This is a genomic window from Micromonospora sp. NBC_01405 (genome assembly GCF_045040155.1).
Classification (GTDB): Bacteria; Actinomycetota; Actinomycetes; order Mycobacteriales; family Micromonosporaceae; genus Micromonospora.
This window is the reverse complement of the sequence record NZ_CP109532.1, coordinates 5,481,735-5,498,873: the sequence shown is the minus strand read 5'-3', so window position 1 is coordinate 5,498,873 and position 17,139 is coordinate 5,481,735. Positions and strand designations below refer to the sequence as shown.

Annotated in this window: 14 protein-coding genes; 6 read left to right on the top strand and 8 right to left on the bottom strand. The window is 72.3% G+C overall.

Annotation, left to right across the window (positions count from 1 at the left end; all coding sequences use genetic code 11):
• Positions 1-4 precede the first annotated feature (4 nt).
• Complete coding sequence (locus OG559_RS23815; RefSeq protein ID WP_405107205.1) at positions 5-1,186, bottom strand: hypothetical protein; 1,182 nt, start codon at positions 1,184-1,186, stop codon at positions 5-7.
• Between OG559_RS23815 and OG559_RS23810 the strand changes: the two genes are divergently transcribed.
• The 5 genes from OG559_RS23810 (at position 1,185) to ileS (ending at position 8,290) form a co-directional block, all read left to right on the top strand.
• Positions 1,185-1,802, top strand: coding sequence for a GNAT family N-acetyltransferase (locus OG559_RS23810; RefSeq protein WP_405107203.1), 618 nt, complete (start codon positions 1,185-1,187; stop codon positions 1,800-1,802). The two genes, OG559_RS23815 and OG559_RS23810, sit on opposite strands and share 2 nt — an antisense overlap.
• 110 nt (positions 1,803-1,912) lie before the next feature.
• Positions 1,913-2,224: a phosphopantetheine-binding protein gene (locus OG559_RS23805; RefSeq protein ID WP_405107200.1), complete on the top strand. Its 312-nt coding sequence runs from the start codon at positions 1,913-1,915 to the stop codon at positions 2,222-2,224.
• 2 nt (positions 2,225-2,226) lie between these two features.
• Positions 2,227-3,840, top strand: a complete 1,614-nt coding sequence (locus tag OG559_RS23800) for a class I adenylate-forming enzyme family protein (protein ID WP_405107197.1) — start codon at positions 2,227-2,229, stop codon at positions 3,838-3,840.
• Between the two features lie 2 nt (positions 3,841-3,842).
• Entirely contained in the window at positions 3,843-4,829 is a 987-nt protein-coding gene (gene nudC, locus OG559_RS23795) for an NAD(+) diphosphatase (RefSeq protein WP_405107194.1), read from the top strand.
• A gap of 338 nt (positions 4,830-5,167) precedes the next feature.
• Positions 5,168-8,290: an isoleucine--tRNA ligase gene (ileS, locus tag OG559_RS23790; RefSeq protein ID WP_405107191.1), complete on the top strand. Its 3,123-nt coding sequence runs from the start codon at positions 5,168-5,170 to the stop codon at positions 8,288-8,290.
• Between the two features lie 54 nt (positions 8,291-8,344).
• Here ileS and OG559_RS23785 read toward each other — a convergent pair whose 3' ends face one another.
• From OG559_RS23785 to OG559_RS23770, 4 genes are all read right to left on the bottom strand, one after another.
• Positions 8,345-9,355 carry an aldose epimerase family protein gene (locus OG559_RS23785; protein ID WP_405107188.1) on the bottom strand — a complete coding sequence of 337 codons (1,011 nt, stop codon included), beginning with the start codon at positions 9,353-9,355 and terminating at the stop codon, positions 8,345-8,347.
• A 46-nt stretch (positions 9,356-9,401) separates the two neighbouring features.
• The gene (locus tag OG559_RS23780) at positions 9,402-10,418 is read right to left on the bottom strand and encodes an LLM class flavin-dependent oxidoreductase (protein ID WP_405107185.1); all 1,017 of its coding nucleotides are present in this window, start codon (positions 10,416-10,418) and stop codon (positions 9,402-9,404) included.
• A 63-nt stretch (positions 10,419-10,481) separates the two neighbouring features.
• Positions 10,482-11,537 carry an SIS domain-containing protein gene (locus OG559_RS23775; RefSeq protein WP_405107183.1) on the bottom strand — a complete coding sequence of 352 codons (1,056 nt, stop codon included), beginning with the start codon at positions 11,535-11,537 and terminating at the stop codon, positions 10,482-10,484.
• On the bottom strand, positions 11,534-12,343 hold the full coding sequence (locus tag OG559_RS23770; RefSeq protein WP_405107180.1) for a BtpA/SgcQ family protein: 810 nt from the start codon (positions 12,341-12,343) through the stop codon (positions 11,534-11,536). The genes OG559_RS23775 and OG559_RS23770 overlap by 4 nt, the downstream gene beginning before the upstream one ends.
• Positions 12,344-12,518: 175 nt before the next feature.
• Between OG559_RS23770 and OG559_RS23765 the strand changes: the two genes are divergently transcribed.
• Positions 12,519-13,901 carry an aldehyde dehydrogenase family protein gene (locus tag OG559_RS23765; RefSeq protein WP_405107177.1) on the top strand — a complete coding sequence of 461 codons (1,383 nt, stop codon included), beginning with the start codon at positions 12,519-12,521 and terminating at the stop codon, positions 13,899-13,901.
• Here the strand turns inward: OG559_RS23765 and OG559_RS23760 are convergent.
• From OG559_RS23760 to OG559_RS23750, 3 genes are all read right to left on the bottom strand, one after another.
• On the bottom strand, positions 13,888-15,477 hold the full coding sequence (locus tag OG559_RS23760) for a pyridoxal phosphate-dependent aminotransferase (RefSeq protein ID WP_405107174.1): 1,590 nt from the start codon (positions 15,475-15,477) through the stop codon (positions 13,888-13,890). The genes OG559_RS23765 and OG559_RS23760 overlap by 14 nt on opposite strands.
• Positions 15,474-16,253 (bottom strand): TauD/TfdA family dioxygenase, encoded by a 780-nt coding sequence (locus OG559_RS23755; RefSeq protein ID WP_405107171.1) that lies wholly within the window; start codon positions 16,251-16,253, stop codon positions 15,474-15,476. Before OG559_RS23755 ends, OG559_RS23760 begins: the two co-directional genes overlap by 4 nt.
• Before the next feature lie 112 nt (positions 16,254-16,365).
• Positions 16,366-17,079 (bottom strand): cupin domain-containing protein, encoded by a 714-nt coding sequence (locus tag OG559_RS23750; protein ID WP_405107168.1) that lies wholly within the window; start codon positions 17,077-17,079, stop codon positions 16,366-16,368.
• Positions 17,080-17,139: the final 60 nt, after the last annotated feature.

Here is a 17,139-nt window from a genome sequence, read left to right as displayed (position 1 = left end):
CGGTCTACCGGGAAGAGTGACGCGCCGCCGGGAGGTCGCGGCCGGAGCGGGACGTCCCTCGCGCCGTTTCCAGGCCCCACTGCGCCGCCGCGTCCACGACAGGTGCGAGTTGTTCACTCACCGTGGGAAGGGCATGGCCGTCCACGAAGTTGCGCAGTCCACCCGGCACCAGCGTGGCCAGCGCGGCGGCCGCGACCGGTTCCTTGGTCCGCCCGCCGTCGGCGGGGGCACCGCACTCGCCCGCCAAGAGCCCCACGGCCACCGCCGCCGTCACAAGGGCCTGCGTCAGGTGGGTCGGCACCTCGCCGTCGCCCGGGCGTCGCGGGCAACCGTCGGCGATCAGCCGCCGCACGTCGTCGTCCCCGAGGCCGTAGGCCCGCAACAGGTCGACGGCCGGCACCTGCCGCCAGTCCTCGGTGGCCGGCTGATCGCGGAACCGGCAGATGGCATCCCCGGTGAACCAGGAGAAGAACGGCACGAGAGCGATCCGGTCGAGGACGGTCTCGCCCGGCGTCACCAGGTCGGGCCGCCAGCACGCGGCCTTGCGCAGGCCGTGCCAGCCGTTGCCGGCGATGCTCACCTCGTCGCCGTGCTGGACGAGATTCGACACCGACACGACCATGGGCACGCCCATCGACCGCAGGAAGCCCAGGAGCACCTCGTCGTCCGGTTCGTCGCCGGCGGTGGCCCGTGCGGCGTACCGGTCGAACTCGCGGGCGACGTCGGCCGGCAGGATGAGCGCCTGGGCCGGCATGTACCCGTCGACGACCTCGACCCAGTCGGCGCCGACGAGCGCGGCGACCCGCAGGGCGTACGAGGTGAACGACCCCCACTCGGTGAACAGACCGAGGGCATGCCCCGGCAGCGCGCGCGTCCCGGCGAGCGCGTGCCGCACGAAGTCCGGCACCAGGACGGAGTCGTCCTGGACGACGAGGTGATGCGTCGCGCCCGGCGCGACCCGCGACCACGCCATGCGCGAGGTGCGGAGCGTGCCGCCGGGCCGGCCTGGCTCCGGGTCGGTCGCCACGCCCGCGTCGAAGTCCGTGAGCGCCACGGCGAGACGCTCCGCGGCCGCCTGCCGGGCGGGATGCGCCATGACGCAGGCCGAGAGCCGAACCGGCGGGTCGAACCGACGTTCGGCGGCCGAGGCGGGCCGGGCACGCGTCGACACATCGTGGGCGGTCATGGAGATCACTGTATCCACCGTTGATCACCTGGGCACCGGCCAGCACGGCATGCTTGACGACGGAAGAACCGGCCGGGCAGGATTCACCGCTGTGTCCAGTGAGAGCTCAGACGGCGGGCTGATGGAGTGGACGTGGGCGGTCGCCACGGATTCGTCGGAGGCGCACGCCCTGCTGTGTGCCAGTGACGGACACCAGGCGGCCCGGTACGGGATGGTCGCTCCCGTCCGCAACCTCGACACCACCGAACGCCGGGTGCGGGCGGGCTCGGTGCACCTGCTGCGGCACGGCACCGCGGCGGCGGCATCGTTCACGCTGTCCCAGGAGCCCCCGCACGGCCTGGACCTCTCCGTCTACCCGCCCGCCACCAGCCCGGTCTACCTGCAACGACTGGCCGTCGCGCCGGCGTACGAGGGATCGATCGTCGGTGTCCGGTGCCTGCGCCGGGCCGTCGAGCTCGCTCAAGAGCAGGGTGCGGACGTGCTGCGCTGCGAAGCCAACCCCGACCTGCTGGCGACGCGGCGGATGCTCGACACGCTCGGCTTCACCCAGCACGGGCCGACCCTGGCGGAGGACGGCGTGCGCCGGGTCCACCTGCAGAAACCCGTCACCGGCTAGCCCACGGCGGCGGGCGACGACGAGCGACGACGAATCAGCGACGTGACCCGACGGGGTCCGCCGGGTACGGACAGCCCACGGCTGTCGTCCGAAGGGAACGGGACTCTGTAGTGGACGAGCTGAGAAAGACCATCGCCGAGCTGGTGCGGCCGTACGTCCATGCTGCCGACGCGCGCGCCCTGGACGATCCCGACGCGGAGCTGGCCGCGCTCGGCGTCGACTCCCTCGCCGTCGTCGAGCTGATCGTCCTGCTCGAGAGCAGGTTCTCGGTCACGTTCGCGTCCGACATGCTCGACTGGTCCACTTTCCGTACCGTCACGTCCATCGCGGACGCGGTCGAGGCCCTGCGCGGACCCACCCGCGCCGACGGGCCCGATCCGGGCGACCTCGATCGCCCCCACTCCCCGAATCGGTTCGCCTAGACATGCGCACAGCTGAAGCCACGGATCACGATCTCGCCCACAGCTACCTCGGCCACCCCTTCGGGCCGCCCTGGGAGTACGGCGGCACCATCGTGGCGACTCTCCTGCGCCAGGTCGCCACGCTCGGCGACGCCGCCTTCCTGACGACCGCCACGGCGGACGGCGAGACGACGACGCTCTCCTACCGCGACGTGGATCGCCTGAGCCGGCGAGTGGGCGCCTGGCTGCGCCGGGAGGCGCGGGTGGGAGCGGGCGACGTCGTGGCGCTCGCGCCGGTCAACGACGCGCGGTCGGTCATCGGCATCCTCGGGTCCCTCCGCGCGGGCTGCGCGGTGCTGCTGCTCAGCCCCGCCGATCCGGTCGCCCGGCTGCGCCCGCAGGTCGAGTCCGCCGGGGCGAAGGTGGTCCTGCACCCCCCGGCGGTCTCCCTCGACCCGTCGTTGACGCCGGTGGTCATTCCGGACCCCGACACCCTGGCGGACCCGGCGGAGGGTGAGGCGGACGCGCCGGTGCAACCGGGCGCCGACGCGTTCCTCATCGGCACCTCCGGATCGACGGCCGCCTCCAAGCTCGTGGCGCAGTCGCACTACAACGTCGTGGCGAACGCCGCCGCGCTGCGCAGCCATCACCGGATCAGGCCGGGCGAGCGGATCCTGGGGTGCCTTCCGATCCACCATGTGAACGGACTCCACTTCACCGTGCTGGGCCCGCTCGCGGCTGGTGCCCACGTGCTGCTCGCGCACGCGTTCGACCCGTTCGGCTACCCCCGGCTGCTCGAACGGTTCCGGCCGCGGATCGCGAGCGTGGTGCCGAGTCTTCTCGAAGCCCTCACCCACACGTGGCGGTCGCCGCGGTTGCCGGGAGACTTCGGGTACTTCGTCTCGGCCGCCGCGCCGTTGACCGCCCAGACCGCGCAGGAGGTGTCGCGGCGTCTCGGAGTGCGGGTCCTGCAGGGCTACGGGCTGACGGAGACCACCAACTTCTCCACCACGGTGCCCACGGACGTCTCGCCGGACACCTACCGCCGGCTGGTCCTGGAGGCGGACATCCCGTCCATCGGGGCGGCGATGCCCGGCAACGAGGTCGCCGTGCTGCTGGAGGACGGCAGGGTGGCCGAGCCGGGCCAGGTCGGCGAGCTCTGCATGCGTGGCCACAACGTGATGAGCCGGTATGCGGGTAACGCCGCCGCCACCGCCGAGGCTTTCCGGCACGGCTGGTTCCATTCGCAGGACATGGGCTTCGCGGTACGCGACCCGGACGACGACCGGCCCTACTTCGTCATCACGGGACGCAGCAAGAACATCGCCAAGGTACGTGGCGAGACGGTTTCCCTCGAGGAGATGGAGCGGGCGCTACGGGCACTGCCGGGCGTTCGCGACGCGGCGTGCGTCTGCCTGCCGCACCGGTTCCTGGGTGACGAGATCGTGGCAGCGGTGGTGTTCGCCCCCGGCGAGCGGCCGGATGTCGGCTCCGCGCTGCGCGCCTCGTTCGCCACCACCGTCGTGCCGCGACGGGTCCTGTCGCTCGACGCCATTCCCCGGACCGCCACGGGGAAGATCCTCCGGCCGAGGCTGGCCGAACAGGTCGCCGCACACCTCGACGCACCGCTGCCGTAACGGTGTCGGACAGGACCGCCGCCGCGGCGGCACCGCAGGGCTCGTGGGACCGGTGCCGCCATCGCCGCGGCGACGAGCGATGGGTCGACGACGCCTGGCGCCGAGCGAAGGTCCTGGTCATCGACGTTTCCGGGGGCGGCGACGTCCTGGTCCGGGACTCCGACCGGCCTGACACCGACGGCGTGTCCGCCACGCTGCCGCTGATGGATTCCGCCGAGGCGCCGCCGGGAGAACGGCTGTTCCTCGGCGCCATCGGCGGCACACCCGTCTTCGCCGTCGTCGCGCCCCTGCCCGCCGTCCCGGGGACGGGCACGGGAAACCTGCGCGGGATCGGGCACCGGCTCTCCGAGACGGAGGCGGCGCTGCTCACCGCGGCGACCGCCCTGCGAAACTGGCACGCCGCCGCTGCGTACTCCCCCGCCACCGGGGCGGTGACCAGGCCCGCCATGGGCGGCTGGGCCAGGGCCGACGACAGCGGCGCCCTGGTCCGGCCGCGGGTCGACCCCGCGGTTCTCGTGCTGGTGCACGACGGCGGGTCCGGGCCCGACGGGCGCTGCCTGCTGGCGCACCGGGCGCCGGGCACGATGGTGGCGGGGACCCGGCAGTTCTCCAGCGTCGCCGGATTCGTCGAGCCCGGGGAGTCGCCGGAGCAGGCGGCGGCCCGGGAGGTCGCTGAGGAGATCGGTGTCACACTCACCGGCCTCCGGTACGCGGGCAGCCAGGCCTGGCCGTTTCCCGGCTGCCTGATGTTGGGCTTCCGCGCCCTGGCGGATCCCCGGGAACCGATCCGGACCGACCCGACCGAGATCGCCGCCGCCGGCTGGTTCACCCGTTGGCAGATCGCCGAGGCCCTCGCCGGCGCCCCGGTGGAGACCGTCGCCGGCGGACTCCTCGCCCTGCCCCCACGGGCGTCGCTGGCCTGGTCACTGCTCGCCGACTGGGCACGCGGCCCGGACACGCGCCCGGCGGCGGACGAGGGGCAGGGGTGACGGCGGGGCGCCGGACCGACGCCACCGGTCACCCCCGGCCCACCGGCCTCGGGGCCGCTCCGGCGGTGCGGCGCGTGGGTTACGATATTGCCGCGAGGCGCAGATGGGGACGAGTACCGCCGCACGCAGCCAAAAGCGACCCGGGGATGGTGGAAGCCCGGGGGTGTTGCACGGCGGGAAGATCACCCCGGAGCCGTCGGAGGAAAGGCCGCGAGGCCGAGTAGAACCGACCGCACCCGAAGAGAGAGGGCCGCACGCGGCCAAGGAGGGTGGTACCGCGGGGCCGCAGGCCTCGTCCCTCCGCCGGAGCTTCACCCCATGCATCCGTCGGAGGAACCATGTACCGCAGCGTCCCGACTCAGGTCGATCTGCCCGATCTCGAACACGAGGTCCTGCACTTCTGGCACGCCAACAGCGTCTTCGCGCGCAGCCTCGAACAGTCCAGCAGCCGCCCGGAGTGGGTGTTCTACGAGGGGCCGCCCACGGCCAACGGCATGCCGGGAGCCCACCACATCGAGGCGCGGGTCTTCAAGGACGTCTTCCCGCGCTACAAGACCATGAAGGGCTTCCACGTCGCCCGCAAGGCGGGCTGGGACTGCCACGGCCTGCCCGTCGAGCTCGCCGTCGAGAAGGAACTGGGCTTCTCCGGCAAGCAGGACATCGAGAAGTTCGGCGTCGCGGAGTTCAACGCCCGCTGCCGCGAGTCGGTGACCCGGCACACCGACGCGTTCGCCCGCCTCACCGAGCGCATGGGCTACTGGGTGGACATGGACGACGCCTACCGGACGATGGACCCGGAGTACATCGAGTCCGTCTGGTGGTCGTTGAAGCAGATCTTCGACAAGGGCCTGCTGGTCGAGGACTTCCGGGTCGCGCCGTGGTGCCCCCGGGACGAGACCGGCCTGTCCGACCACGAGCTCGCCCAGGGGTACGAGACGGTCGTCGACCCGTCGGTGTACGTCCGCTTCCCGCTCGTCTCGGGGCCGCTGGCCGGGCGGGCGTCGCTGCTGGTCTGGACCACCACGCCATGGACCCTGGTGTCGAACGTCGCGGTGGCCGTGCACCCCGACGTGACGTACGTGGTGGCGACCGACGGCAACGAGCAGCTGGTGGTCGCCGAACCCCTGATGGCCCAGGTGCTCGGCGACGGCTGGGACCTCACCGGGGAGTCGTTCAAGGGCCAGGAGCTCGAGCGGTGGGGCTACCGCGCGCCATTCGACCTGGTCGACATCCCCGACGCGCACATCGTGATCCTCGCGTCGTACGTGACGACGGACAGCGGCTCGGGCCTGGTCCACCAGGCGCCGGCCTTCGGCGCGGACGACCTGGTGAACTGCCGGGCGTACGGGCTGCCGATGGTGAACCCGGTGCAGCCCAACGGCCGGTTCCTTCCGGAGCTCCCCCTCGTCGGCGGCGTCTTCTTCAAGGAGGCGGACCGCCCGCTCATCGACGACCTGGCCGCCCGGGGGTTGCTCTTCCGCCACGTCCCGTACGAGCACAGCTACCCGCACTGCTGGCGCTGCCACACCGCGCTGATCTACTACGCCCAGCCCTCCTGGTACGTCCGGACGACCGCGGTACGCGAGGCCCTGCTGCGCGAGAACGACCGCACCACCTGGCACCCCGCCACCGTGAAGTACGGCCGGTACGGCGACTGGCTCAACAACAACGTCGACTGGGCGCTGTCGCGGCGGCGCTACTGGGGCACCCCGCTGCCGATCTGGCGTTGCGAGAACGAGCACCTGACCTGCGTCGGGTCGCTGGCCGAGCTCAGTGAGCTGACCGGATCCGATGTGACCGGGCTCGACCCGCACCGGCCGTTCATCGACGACGTCACGTTCACCTGCCACTGCGGGACGACCGCCCGGCGGGTTCCCGAGGTGATCGACGCCTGGTACGACTCGGGTTCCATGCCGTTCGCGCAGTTCGGCTATCCGTACCAGAACGTCGAGCTGTTCGAGAAGCGGTACCCGGCACAGTTCATCTCCGAGGCCATCGACCAGACCCGTGGGTGGTTCTACACCCTGATGGCGATCGGCACGCTGGTGTTCGACCGGTCGCCGTACGAGAACGTGGTCTGCCTCGGCCACATCCTGGCCGAGGACGGCCGGAAGATGTCCAAGCACCTGGGCAACATCCTCGAACCGATCCCCCTGATGGACCAGCACGGCGCGGACGCGGTGCGCTGGTTCATGGCCGCCGTCGGCTCGCCCTGGTCTGCTCGACGGGTCGGGCACACCGCGCTCCAGGAGGTGGTCCGCAAGATCCTGCTGACCTACTGGAACACGGTGGCCTTCCAGGCGCTGTACGGGCGGACCGCCGGCTGGTCCCCGTCCGACGCCGACCCGGCCCCCGCGGACCGGCCGGTCCTGGACCGGTGGCTGCTCTCCGAGCTGAACACGCTGGTGCAGCAGGTGGACGCCGCGATGGACACGTTCGACACCCACCAGGCGGGCCGGCTGCTGGCCGCGTTCGTCGACGACCTCTCCAACTGGTACGTCCGGCGCAGCCGGCGGCGTTTCTGGCGGGGCGACCCGGCGGCGCTCGCCACCCTGCACGAGGTGCTCTCCACCGTCACGCTGCTCATGGCGCCGATCACACCGTTCATCACCGAGCGGGTGTGGCAGGACATGGTCGTGCCGGTCACCCCGGACGCGCCGCCGTCGGTGCACCTGGCCCCGTACCCGGTCGCGGACGAGTCCCTGATCGACCCGGCCCTGTCTCGGCAGTCGGCGCTCGCGCGGCGGCTGGTCGAGCTGGGCCGCGCCGCCCGCGCCGACTCCGGGATGAAGGTCCGGCAGCCGCTGTCCCGGGCGCTGGCCTCGGCACAGGGCTTCGAGGAGCTGTCCGCGGAGCTGCTGGCGGAGATCACCGCCGAGCTGAACATCGGGTCGGTGACCGCCGTGGGCGGGGCCGGCGAATCGCTGGTGGACACCACGGCGAAGGCCAACTTCCGCACCCTCGGCAGGCGGTTCGGGAAGACCGTGCAGCAGGTGGCCGCGGCGATCGCGGCGGCCGACGCCACCGCCCTCAAGGACTCCCTGCGGGAGTCCGGATCCGCGACGGTCGTGGTGGGCGACGAGCCTGTCACCCTCGGCCCGGACGAGGTGATCATCGTCGAGACGCCGCGCGAGGGCTGGGCGGTCGCCAGCGATGCCGGCGCCACCCTGGCGCTGGACCTGCACCTGACGCCCGAGCTACGGCGGGCCGGGGTGGCCCGCGACGCGATCCGGCAGATCCAGGAGGCACGCAAGGCCAGCGGCCTCGACGTGACCGACCGGATCGCGCTGCGGTACCGGGCGACCCGGGAGGAGACGGCCCTGGCCCTCGCCGAGCACCGCGACCTGGTCGCGGACGAGGTGCTGGCCGTCGACTGCGCCGACGGGGAACCGTCGTGGGCCGACCCCGAGCCGTTCGCCGACGAGTCGCTCGGCCTGACGTTCTGGCTCCGCAAGGCCTGACGTCGCGGCGCCCCGGCTCACCCACGTGGGTGGGCCGGGGCGCGACAGGCCGGGTCAACCGACGGAGAACTCGTGCACCGTACGGTGCCGGTAGGTCTGCCCGGGGTCGAGCCGGACCGACGGCACGTCCGGAAGGTTCGGCGCGTCCGGCCACGCGCCGGCCTCCAGGGCCAGCCCCGCGCGGGGCGCGAACAGCCCGTCGCCGCTGTACACACCGAGCCCCGGCTGGTCGGTGACCACCCGCATCCGGCGACCGCTGCGCTCGTCGTGCAGCTCGGCGGCCCACCGTGGTTCGTCGAGGACGAAGAAGTTGTCCAGCCGGGCGGCCCCGATGCGGCGCGGGGCGCGGAAGTCCAGGTGGGTCCCGGCCAGCGGGGACAGCGGACCGGCCAGCGGGAACAGCTCCTCGTCGAACGGGACGATCCGCTCGGCGTTGAGCGCGAGCAGATGGGTGTCCACCGTCCCCGCACCGGCCAGATTCCAGAACGCGTGGTTGGTCAGGCCGACGAGCGTCGGGGCGGTGGTCGACGCCCGGTACTCGAAGGTGAGCCGGCCCCCGGCGTGCAGGCGGTACGCCACCTCGGCGGTCAACTCCCCCGGGTATCCCTGGTCCCCGTCCGGGCTGACCAGCGTCAGGACCGCCGCCACCTGGTCCGGGCCCTCCTCGACGCGGGCCAGCCACACCCGGCGGTCGAAACCGTTCGTGCCGCCGTGCAGGTGGTGGCGGCCGGCGTTGCGGTCCAGCGCGTACCGGGTGCCGTCGAGGAGGAAGGTCCCGTCCCGGACGCCACGGCAGTACCGCCCGACGGTGGACCCGACATAGGCGTTGAGCGCCCGGTCCTCGTACGCGGCCAGGTCCGGCAGCCGGCACACGACGTTGCTCCGGTCGCCGGCCCGGTCGGGCACCACCACCTCGACGAGGGTCGCGCCGTACGTCCAGACCATCACGTCGATGTCGCCCGCCGAGAGCGTGATCTCGTCGACGGCGCGTCCGGCGTCAGGGCCGTCGGGTCCGGTCACGCCGACCTGCCGCTGCCGCACGCGCGTCGCGTCAGACCGCGTCATCTTCTCCCCCGTCATCCGTCCGAGCGGGCCGATGATAGAGCCGGCCTCAGACCTCCCGCAACGACGCGTACTCACGTAGCGCCGGAGCCACCCGCGTGATCATCAGTTCCACGGTCTGCCAGTCGATCGGCGGCTTGACCGCCAGGAGGAAGTCCCGGACGCCGAGGTCGACATACGGCCTGAGGTCCGCCACGCACTGCTCGGGCGTGCCGAAGCTCAGGTACTCGGCGCGCACCTCGTCCGGCGCTCCGCGCAACAGCTCCGCCGATCGCGCGTCGACGCCGGACGCCCGCTCGACCAGCACCGCCCGGAACGTGACCGATCGACGGATGCTGGCCTCGTCGCGCCCCACCTCCAAGCAGTGCCCACGCAGGGCGGCGAGCTGGCGACCGTAGTCCTCGGTGGTGGTCGCGAGGGTGTTCCAGATATCGGCATGCCGGGCCGCTGTCCGCAGCGTCCGCCGCACCCCGCTCCCGCCCACCACGAGGGGCACGTGGTCCTGCCGGGGCTTTGGCGCGAGCCGGGCCCGGTCCAGCTGGAAGTGCCGCCCCTCGAACGTCGTCTCGGGCTCCGTCCAGAGCCGCCGGAGGATCTCGCAGGTCTCCTCGAGCCGGTCCCCCCGCTCCCCGGCGGCGGGGAACGGGATGCCGTACTGCTCGTAGGCCAGATCCGGTCCGCCCGCGCCGAGGCCCACCTCGAGCCGCCCGTCGCAGACGTGGTCGATGGTGGCCAGGGCGGCGGCGGTGACGGCGGGATGACGCCACATCGCGCCGGTGACCAGCATGGCGCAGCGGATCCGCTCGGTCTGCGCGGCGAGAGCGGCCAGCAGCGTCATGCCCTCGAAGCAGGGCTGGTCGGGGCCGTACAGGTGCGGCCGCAGATGGTCGATCAGCGAGATCCAGTCGTAGCCCAGTTGCTCCGCCCGCCGCCAGAGATCACGGCAGATCTCGTAGCTGCCGTGCAACTGTCCGGAGTGGATCCCGAACCGGAGGGCGTCACCGTACAGCCCCGTCGGGGGCAGGGTGTGCGCGTGGCCGTCGCGGGCCGGGCTGACAGCGTCCATGGCGACGACCCTAGGGTCTCCGCCGGCCCGTCGCCCACCCGCGTCGCCCACCTGTGGACGCCGTCAACGACGGTGGAACGGGACCCGGCCCAGCAGTTCGGCCAGGTCGGCGGCCAGCGGCGCGGCGAAGGCGTGCTCGATCAAGGGGGACCAGGCCGGGGAACACCCCTCGGGCAGCGGCAGCACCAGGTGCGCCTGTTCCCGGATCTCCTCGTCGCCGGGCTCGGCCAACGCGGCCACCAGGTGACCGCGGCCGCGGGCCTGCGCGCACAGCCGCACGGCGCGTTCGTGGCTGGGCCCCGGCGGCGCCAGCACGATCAGGGGGGCGTCGGCCTCGGTGGCGAACCGCTCGACGTGCCACCACTCCTCGAGATCCCGGCCCAGTGCCGGCACGCCGGCACCCTCGATGACCTTCGCCGCCGCGTACCGTGCCGTTCCCAGAGCCGGCCCCCCACCCAGCACCTGCACCGGAGCCGTCCGCAGGATCTGCTCTGCCAACTGTCGGCACGGCTCCACCTGCTGCCGCACCGTCCGCTCCACGAGGTCCGGCAGGGCGGCGAGCCCGCCGGACCCGAGCACGGCGGGGTGCGACGAGGCGTCCGCCCACCCCTCGGCCAGGAGCAGGAGGGTGAGAAGACTGGCCTGGTAGCTCCGGATCCCCGGGGACGGCGGGCGCTTCGGCAGCTCCGTGGTGACGCTGTGGTGTGCGCTGCGGCCCACCGGAGTGTCGGCGGATCCGACGATCGCGACGGTACGGAAGCCGTCCGCCCGGGCCCGTTCCAGCCCGGCCGCCAGCGTGGCGCTGGTGCCCGAGGCCGAGACGCCCACCACCAGGGTCGCCGCGGCGGGCTCCGAGAGCGATCGGCCGACGCCGTGGTCGAGCAGCCGTTGCGTGCTGCGAAGCACGCACGTGGTGCGCGGCAGCCGGTCGAAGGCGTACTCGGCCGCCTGGGCGGCGTACAGGGAGTCCCCGCTGCCAGACAGGACGATCCGGCGGGGAACCGGCTCGACGGAGCGCAGTTCGTCCAGCTGCGTGCCGAGCACCCCGGTCAGCACGGCCAGGTCGGAGGCGAGGCCGTCGACCTCCGCCCGCATCGCGGCCACGGTGTAGGAGCTCATGCGGTCTCCCGGTGCGGCAACGAGTTCAGAATATCCATGTACGACCGGACCTTCTGCTCGGACACATCCCCGGCCCAGCCGCCGACGGTGACGCAGCTACCGACGAAGACGCCGTCGGCGGCGCCGACCAGCCGAGCGGCGTTGTCATGGTCCGTGTGACCGGCCAGGTAGATCGGAGCCGCCGGGGCCGCGCGCCTGACCTGCGAGATCAGCTCGAGGGTACGGGATTCGTCCGGGTCGCCCAGGCAGACGGCGTCGGCGCCCGCGTTCATCGCCGAGCGGGCCACCTCGCCGGGCTGCTTGTCGCCGTTCGGCCAGCTGAAGTGCATGCTGGCGACATCGGCGATCACCTTGACGTCCCACGCGTCGATGGCCCGGCGGTACGCCATCACCGTGGCGGGATCGGGTCGCACCGTGCCCTGCCAGCTCAACGTCTCACCGACGATGGCGCCCACCCGGACGAAAGTCCCGCCGCAGACCTTCGCTGCGGCCAGCGACGCCCTGGTCGCGTTCCGCATGATCTGGACGCCGACCTGAAAGGCCGGGTCCGTCGCCGCCCGGACGGCCTCGGTGATCACCGTGACGGCCGCGAGCCGTGCGGGATCGCAGTCGTCCTCGACCCCGTAGACCCGGTCTGCGGTCTGCAGCAGGCAGCCGTGCGCGCCACCCCGGTCGAGGGCGCGCGCCGACTCGACCGCGCGGGCCAGGGTGTGGCGCAACGAATCGGGCTCGTAGAACGCAGTGCCGGGCAGCGGGGCCAGATGCACGACCCCATAACAGGTTCTGGTCGGCCCCGGCAGTCCCATGGCATCTCCCTCACAGCCCCGCCGGGCCCTGTCGTCGGCCGTTCCACCGGCGCTCTCCCCGTGCCCGGCGAGCGTAGTCGATGGCGGCCGGGGCTTACAGGTGTCCGGCCCTCCGCGTGGGAGGCGGGGCCACGGGACCCGGATCGGGCTCTCCACTGCGGATAGGATCATGCCCATGACCGCAGAGACCGTTGATGTCCCGCATTCGCCGACCGGTCTCCGGCTCACCGACCCACGGACCGGGCGGATCCGCGCCGGCCTGGCCGGTGCGGGCGAGTCGACGGTCACCGACACGGTCGAGGCGGCGCGGGAGGCCCAGCGGTCCTGGGCGGGGCTGCCGACGGGTGAGCGGAGTCGTCGCCTTCTGGCATTCGCCGACCGGATCGACGGCGCCCTGAGCGAGTACGTCGCCGCCGAACAGGCCGGCACCGGCAAGCCCGCCCACGAGGCTGAAGGCGAGATCCGCGACAGCGTCGACCTGTTGCGGTTCTACGCCGGCGCCGTGCGCGCCGCGCTGGCGCCCGCTGCCGGGCATCACCTCCCGGACCGGGAGAGCTGGGTGCGGTGGGAGCCGCTGGGCGTGGTCGGCGCGATCGTGCCGTGGAACTATCCGATCCTGATGGCCGCCTGGCGCATCGGTCCGGCGCTCGCCGCGGGGAACGCGGTGCTCCTCAAGCCGGCCGAGAGCACTCCCGACAGCGCGCTGCTGCTGGCCAGGGACGCCAGGGACTCGCTCGGCCCGGGGGTGCTCAACGCACTGCCCGGCGACCGGGCGACGGGCCGGCTGCTGGTGGAGAGTCCCATCGACGCGATCGCGTTCACCGGCAGCATCGCCGGCGGGCGGGACGTGGCCGCCCGGGCAGGGCTGCGCCGGGTCAGTCTGGAGCTCGGGGGCAACTGCCCGGCGATCGTGCTGCCGGACGCGCCCGAGCACACCTACGCCGACCTGACCGGCGCGGCCACCTACAACGCCGGGCAGAGCTGCGCCGCACCGGCTCGGGTGATCACACTGCGGTCGAACTACGCCGAGGTGGTGGACCGTCTCGCCGAGGCGATGAGCCGGCGGCAGGCGGGCCGTTCGTTCGGCCCGCTGAACAACGCCGACCAGATCCGCCGCTACCGGCAGATCCTCTCGGGCTCCGCCGCCGGGGTGAGCCACGCCGCCGGGCTGGCGCTCGGCGACGACTCCCACGAGGAGGGCTACTGGGCCGAAGGGCGGATCCTGGCCGACCTGGAACCCGACGATCCGGCGGTCGCCAACGAGTTGTTCGGCCCCTGCCTGACCGTGCAGGCCGCCGAGGACATCGATGACGCCGTCCGCCTGGCCAACAGTGTCGACCAGGCGCTGGCGGGCAGCGTCTGGGGTGCCGCGACCGGCCAGTTACTCTCCGTCGCCCGGGCGCTCGACGCCGGGGAGGTGTGGGTCAACTGCGTGCTGGAGCAGTGCCCCGAGCTGCCGCACGGCGGGCGAGGAGCGTCAGGTCACGGCACCGACCTGAGCGTCCTCGCCCTCACCGAGTTCCAGCGGCCGAAGACGGTGACGGTCAGACTGGTTTGATCTCACGCTCCTGGTAGCGCAGCAGCCGGGGCATCGCCTCGGCAAAGTCCGACCAGGGGCGGGACGTCGTCAGCCGCATGAACGCGCCGGAGAGGCAGAAGGTCAGGATGCCGGGGAAGAGGGACACGTTGGTCTCCCGCAGCAGTTCCCGGAAGCAGAGGTACGAGTCCTCGTGGTCGTCGAACGACGTGGTCAGGTTGATGGAGTAGCGCGCCGGCAGCACGGAGACGCCCGGCAACCGGATGCCGTTGTGGTAGGCGTCGCGGATCAGCGTCAGGGACCGTTCCCGGGACCTCCGCTCGACCCGGTAGTTGTCGTACGCGCGCTGCAGGCCGGGCAGGCGCAGGCCGTACGTCGACTCGAACTCCCGACAGTGCGCGGGGGTCAACTCCTCGTCACCGCTGACCAGCCACCGTTCCATCCGGGCCAGCACCTCGACCACGGTGTAGAAGAACGACGGCGGCCCGCCGAAGGTGGTCGACGCGTACTCGTAGTAGCGATCGATGAAGCCGCTGTCCGCCATCAGCCAGCCGACCTTGAGGCCCGGGGCGGACCAGTTCTTCGACAGGCTGCTCACCCGGATGACGTTGGCCGCGGCGCGGGCCGGTGAGTTTGCCACCGGCTCCCCCAACCACTCGTGGCACTCGTCCAGCACGATCAGGGTGTTCGGCGAGGCGGACTTGATCAGCAGCTCCAGCTCGTCCTCGCAGACCAGGGCGCCGGTCGGGTTCGCGGCCGTCTGGAGCAACACGATCGGCGTGTCCGGACGCAGCGCGTCGATCAGCGGTCGCAGCGACGTCCGACCGTCCGCGCTGGACGACAGCGGCACCAGCGACACCGGCCCTCGACGGGCCACGGACTCCACCAGGGGCGGATAGTTGGGTATGGCGCACAGCGACGCGGCGCCACCCGGGCTCGCCTCGAGCAGGATGAAGTCGACCACCGTGCTGATCGCCAGCGTCGCGCCCATGGTCAGCGCGACGTTGTCAGCCGTGTATCCCGCGCTGGGCAGCCGGGCCGACTCGTACGCCGCTACCGCCTCCCGGGCCGGCTCGCGGCCCCGGGAGTCGGAGTACCCGTACCAGTCCCGGTTCAGGGCGTAGGCGATGCAGTCCTTCAACGGGCCGGGCAGACCCCAGTGCTCCTCGTCCACGGACCCGCTGGAGAGGATGATCCCCGCCTGCGAGCGCAGGTCACCGTAGAGGTCGTCGCGGAAGTAGGAGTTGAACAGCTCCTTGATGAAACGTACGGTCGCCCGTGAGTTGAGCACCGCGGCGGCGTCGACCTCACGTCTGCGCCGGGACTGTCGCCACCGGGCCGCCAGGTCGGGACGGTGGCTCTCCACCCCGAGTTCGCACTCGACCCGGCCCAGGTAGAGATCGCGGAGCTCGATCGGGTCCTGCGGGTTCACCGCTCGGGCGTACACCTCCAGCAGCCGCGCGTCGGGGCCCGGGTCCAGGGCCATCGGCACCCGCGAGGGGTCGGGGCGCTGTGCCGCGAGCATCTCGACCTCGGCGGGCACGACCGACAGCCGAGGCTCTCCGACGTCGCCGAACAGCCCTTGGACATCCGTCATCCGGCCATCTCCCCCGATCGGTCCGTGATCCGCAGTCGCTTGAGATGCCGGTGCCGGGTCGAGCCGTGGAACGGCGCCGCGGATCGGCCGTGGAAGGCGTACGTGTTGTCCAGGACCGCGAGGAGCCCACGGCGCCACTGGAGCCCGCGGGCGACGCCGCCCTCGTACATCCCGGCGAGCAGTGCGGCGAGGGCATCGCGGACCGCCGCGGCGTCGAACTGGTCGGTGTCGGACACCCAGCGCAACGTGTCGGCCTGGAAGTCGCGGAACGAGAAGACCGGCCGCCCGTCCACCCGTCGCCGGATCGGCGGCACGCCGGGGCGGTCGTACCGGACGTGCGCGAGGATCTCGCGGTCGGTCTGCCGGAGCCGCTCGTCGACCCCGGCGAACGGGACCAGGACGGTCTGCGCGGCGTTCTCGTCGTCCCCGGCGTGCAGGCACATCAGGACGATGTATCGCGGCTGGTCACCGGCCGGCCGCCCGCTGCCCTCGGTGTGCAGGCTCAGGGCGCTCGTGGCGAACGGTTGCCGCGCGGCGTCGGCGGTGTCACCCTCGGCGCTGATCAGGTGCAGGATCCGGCCGTCCTCGACGTTGGGCAGCACGGCCGGGTCGGTCTCCGGCATGACCTCGCCGAACCGGTTGCCGAGCTCCAGCAGGTGAGCGCTGGTCATCGGCTCACCGAGGTCGACGAGGCCGAGTCCGTGCTCGGTGAGCTGACGCCGCAGCACCGCCTCGACCTGGCCCACCGGGCACCCGGCCGGCACGGGCTCCGGCACCAGCTCGGGCTGGGGCAGCGGTCGACCGCCGAGGAGTTCGGCCCGCTTCGGGATGTGCCGGTCGTGGGGTCGCTCCAGAAAGCTCCCCCGCGAGGTTGTCGACCCTGGACTGTCAGGCACCGGTGGGGCCGAACACGACGGGACCGTGCGAGCACCCCGCGGCACGCAACTCGTCCCCGCTGCCGGCCTTGATGCCGCAGATGCGGCAGACGATGTGCCCGTCGTCGGTCAGCAGGTCCTCGAACGGCCTGAGTTCCTGCCGGTTCGCACTGTCGAGCGGCTGGTGGGCGACGCCCACCGAGAGCAGGACGTGGTCGGTGATCGCGCCGACCGCGTGCGGTTGCGCGCCATCCACCATGTACACCAGACCGGGCGTGGTCTCCAGGATCTCGCCGGCGGCGGTGATGGTGCCGCGACCGCCCACCACGAAGAGAAGGTGATCGCCGGGGTGGGTGTGCGGAGCGAAGCCCTCGCCCGCGGGAACATGGATGAGGTCGGCGCCGAGGAACCCATTGGTGATCAACGACCGGCCGGTCGCCTCGCGCGTCTTGGCGATCTGGATCGCGCCGGGCCGCATGTCGACCTTGAGCAGCTGCTCACTCTCTGTGGCCCCTGCGTCGAGGGCCCACTCACAGAGCGCCACCGCGCGGTTCTCTTCGGCCCGGTCGGACACGCCGCTACCGATCTGGAGGTGCGTGCCCGGGGTGGCCGCCAGGAGCCGGACCATCTGCATCAACAACTCTCGACGCTCACGCGGATCGAGGTTCTCAAGCTCGTGGCTCAAGGAATCCACCATGGAAACAACGGAGCGGTTTGTTTGCGCCATTGGTACCCTCCGTAGTCAACACACCGGTTGTTGATCAGGCTACCCAAGCTCGAAACAGTT

What these genes read in the sequence shown, in the direction of transcription:
- ileS (WP_405107191.1), top strand. Translation starts at nt 5,168, where the DNA reads ATGTACCGCAGCGTCCCGACTCAGGTCGATCTGCCCGATCTCGAACAC.
- OG559_RS23785 (WP_405107188.1), bottom strand. Translation starts at nt 9,355, where the DNA reads ATGACGCGGTCTGACGCGACGCGCGTGCGGCAGCGGCAGGTCGGCGTG.
- OG559_RS23775 (WP_405107183.1), bottom strand. Translation starts at nt 11,537, where the DNA reads ATGAGCTCCTACACCGTGGCCGCGATGCGGGCGGAGGTCGACGGCCTC.
- OG559_RS23750 (WP_405107168.1), bottom strand. Translation starts at nt 17,079, where the DNA reads ATGGCGCAAACAAACCGCTCCGTTGTTTCCATGGTGGATTCCTTGAGC.
- OG559_RS23770 (WP_405107180.1), bottom strand. Translation starts at nt 12,343, where the DNA reads ATGGGACTGCCGGGGCCGACCAGAACCTGTTATGGGGTCGTGCATCTG.
- OG559_RS23765 (WP_405107177.1), top strand. Translation starts at nt 12,519, where the DNA reads ATGACCGCAGAGACCGTTGATGTCCCGCATTCGCCGACCGGTCTCCGG.
- OG559_RS23810 (WP_405107203.1), top strand. Translation starts at nt 1,185, where the DNA reads ATGGAGATCACTGTATCCACCGTTGATCACCTGGGCACCGGCCAGCAC.
- OG559_RS23815 (WP_405107205.1), bottom strand. Translation starts at nt 1,186, where the DNA reads ATGACCGCCCACGATGTGTCGACGCGTGCCCGGCCCGCCTCGGCCGCC.
- OG559_RS23800 (WP_405107197.1), top strand. Translation starts at nt 2,227, where the DNA reads ATGCGCACAGCTGAAGCCACGGATCACGATCTCGCCCACAGCTACCTC.
- OG559_RS23760 (WP_405107174.1), bottom strand. Translation starts at nt 15,477, where the DNA reads ATGACGGATGTCCAAGGGCTGTTCGGCGACGTCGGAGAGCCTCGGCTG.
- OG559_RS23780 (WP_405107185.1), bottom strand. Translation starts at nt 10,418, where the DNA reads ATGGACGCTGTCAGCCCGGCCCGCGACGGCCACGCGCACACCCTGCCC.